This is a genomic window from Cloacibacillus sp. (assembly GCA_036655895.1).
GTDB lineage: Bacteria > Synergistota > Synergistia > Synergistales > Synergistaceae > JAVVPF01.
On the sequence record JAVVPF010000109.1, the window covers coordinates 1 to 1,844 of the forward strand.

Consider the following 1,844-nt stretch of genomic DNA (forward strand, 5'->3'; position numbering starts at 1 on the left):
ATATATGTCGGCCATTGACAAAGAGGCTCCAGTCGCTGCTTTGCTAGACCCCAACAAAAACATCCGTTACGGCGCCGCGCATCTGGCGGCACTGCGCAGTAAATGCCCACTGCCTGGTGTTGGATGGGATAGGGCTGTTGTGCGTTGGGTGGCTGGGCGGTATAACGGCGCTGGGAGTGATTCCATGTATGCGCGGAATGTTTCCGCGCTATATACAAAATATCAGGTGTAGAGCAATGTTGACTATTGTTACGGAATTCATGAATACAGCGTTGCCGGTACTTCTGGCGTTCCTTGTATTTTGTTTGCTTGCATCAGTCTGTGCCGTGTTGTGTGTCTGCATAATAAAAATTGCGTATGATTTGATAACAGGCTCTTAGTCTGGAGGTGAAAAATATGGGCTGTAAGGCACGCGGCAAGAAGCCGCCGAAGAAGTAACGCGTTGGGAGCCGAAGGGCTCTTTTTTTGTATCTGTTCAGCATAGGCTCGGGCTTGTTGTCCGGGCCTTTTTATTTTGCTTTTTTAGGGGGGGCAAAAATATGATCTGGGCTATATGTGCCTTTTGGGCTGGCAGTATTTTTGGGTTTGTGATTTGTGCAATTTTTGCGGCGGCGAGTGATTAAAATGGGAGACCTTACAAAAGATTTTTCCCGGAAAGAATTTGCTTGCAAGTGCGGGCGAAAAAAATGTGATGCTGCTCCGTTGGATCCTCGTCTTATCGGTGCTCTGCAAGCGCTTCGTGAGTTAGTTGGGCACCCGCTCTATATTACGAGCGGTGTTCGCTGTCGCTGGCACAACAACAGGGTTGGCGGGGCTACTGCTAGCAAGCATTTGCTGGGTCAGGCAGCCGATATTCAATGCCGCGAGTGTTTTCCGAAAGAGCTGGCAAGGTTTGCGGAGCAGATACCGGCGTTTGCTAAGGGCGGCATCGGAGTGTATGCGGGGTGGGTGCATGTTGATGTGCGCACGGATGGGCCGGCTCGCTGGAGGGGGTAGAAGAATGTCTTATGTCGAAAAACGGATAATTTCAGAAATCAACAGGCTTACACATGTACTTGATAACAGGCTCGAATGTATAAACAGAAGTGAAATCTGTAAAAATGTTGAAGATATCGCAGAAGCACGTAAAGCTCTCCAATCAATTATCGATATTTGTAATTCAGAGCTAACGTTAATTAATTTTGCTACTAGGGTTTAGGAAGCACCTATGAGCCAGCAGGAGATACAGAGCGCCTGGGAGAGCTTCTGTTCTGCGATATGCGTAATTTTCCCGTTTATTCTCGTATCTGGGATTGTGTCTGTGTGTAATTTTTTTCAGCGGCATTGGGGTGTAGAGCCGTTTGTGCTTTCGAAGTTGCTTATTGGCGTAGGCACGGATATTGTATACGGTTCTCTTGTTGGACTGGCAACGATAGGTTCCGGGCAAAGCCATTGTTTGGCATGGGCGCTTGCAGGATTTGCCGTGCATGTTGGCATTCGTAGTCTTGAGCGAACGGTGCGGCAAATAGTGTGTAAAAGATATGGAGTTGAAGATGATGAGCGTAATCTTTGATTATCTGAACAAACTGCCATGGACAAAACCTATTGCGATTATCACATGGGCCGGCGTGGCTCTCATGATAGCTGCTGCGTTTGTGCTGGGACGCGATATTCCCTCTAACGCGAAAGAGGTTTGTATTTATTTTGGCGGTACGGTGATAGCGGCGGCAACGGGCAAGAGTGCGTATGAGGGCATGCGCAGACGAGAACTGTCGGACGGAGGCGCGGGTGATGAACGAGGTTAAGCCTGCACTGGAAAAAGTAACCACGAGCCGCTGGCGGTGGTGGATTTATCTGCTTATGGC

At 48.9% G+C, this 1,844-nt stretch carries 4 protein-coding genes; all 4 read left to right on the forward strand.

All coding sequences use genetic code 11. The features are described 5' to 3' along the window. The coding region (locus RRY12_13110) for a hypothetical protein (GenBank protein ID MEG2185613.1) at positions 1-232 on the forward strand (232 nt) is incomplete at its 5' end. A 392-nt stretch (positions 233-624) separates the two neighbouring features. Continuing rightward, a complete protein-coding gene (locus RRY12_13115) occupies positions 625-996 on the forward strand; it encodes a D-Ala-D-Ala carboxypeptidase family metallohydrolase (GenBank protein ID MEG2185614.1) in 372 nt (123 codons plus the stop codon). A 4-nt stretch (positions 997-1,000) separates the two neighbouring features. Then, positions 1,001-1,198, forward strand: coding sequence for a hypothetical protein (locus RRY12_13120; GenBank protein ID MEG2185615.1), 198 nt, complete (start codon positions 1,001-1,003; stop codon positions 1,196-1,198). A 337-nt stretch (positions 1,199-1,535) separates the two neighbouring features. Next, positions 1,536-1,784: a hypothetical protein gene (locus RRY12_13125; GenBank protein ID MEG2185616.1), complete on the forward strand. Its 249-nt coding sequence runs from the start codon at positions 1,536-1,538 to the stop codon at positions 1,782-1,784. Positions 1,785-1,844: the final 60 nt, after the last annotated feature.